Origin of the sequence: Flavobacterium sp. LC2016-12 (genome assembly GCF_015351595.1) — a bacterium.
Lineage (GTDB): Bacteria > Bacteroidota > Bacteroidia > Flavobacteriales > Flavobacteriaceae > Flavobacterium.
This window is the reverse complement of record NZ_JADKPT010000028.1, coordinates 1-553: the sequence shown is the minus strand read 5'-3', so window position 1 is coordinate 553 and position 553 is coordinate 1. Positions and strand designations below refer to the sequence as shown.

Below are 553 nucleotides of genomic sequence, written 5' to 3'. Positions count from 1 at the left end.
TTGTAGTTACAACATCTGAAGGCTTTGTTCCGACAGTCAGGTTTAAAACCTGATCCGCAGTGCATCCATCATTGCTGATTCTGAGTCCGTTTTGCGATGTTGTATAAGTAACATCATTAATCCACTTATAAGATTCTCCTGAACAGATTGACAGGGTTGTTACAATATCCAAAGGCTTGGTTCCGACAGTTAGGTTCAACACCTGATCTGCAGTACATCCATCATTGCTGATTCTGAGTCCATTTTGTGATGTTGTATAAGTAACATTATCAATCCATTTATAAGACTCTCCTGCACAGATTGATTCTGTTGTTACAACATCTGAAGGTTTGGTTCCAATAGTTAGGTTCAATACCTGATCCGCAGTGCATCCATCATTGTTGATTCTGAGTCCGTTTTGTGATGTTGTATAAGTAACATTATCAATCCATTTATAAGATTCTCCTGCACAGATTGATTCTGTAGTTACAACATCTGAAGGTTTGGTTCCAACAGTCAGATTCAATACCTGATCCGCAGTGCATCCATCATTGTTGATTCTAAGTCCTGTCTG

General features: G+C 38.9%; 1 protein-coding gene. It reads right to left on the bottom strand.

What is annotated here, in order from left to right:
• Window positions 1–553, bottom strand: a 553-nt coding sequence (locus IRZ99_RS21115) for a hypothetical protein (protein WP_194659348.1), incomplete at both ends; no start/stop codon positions are given.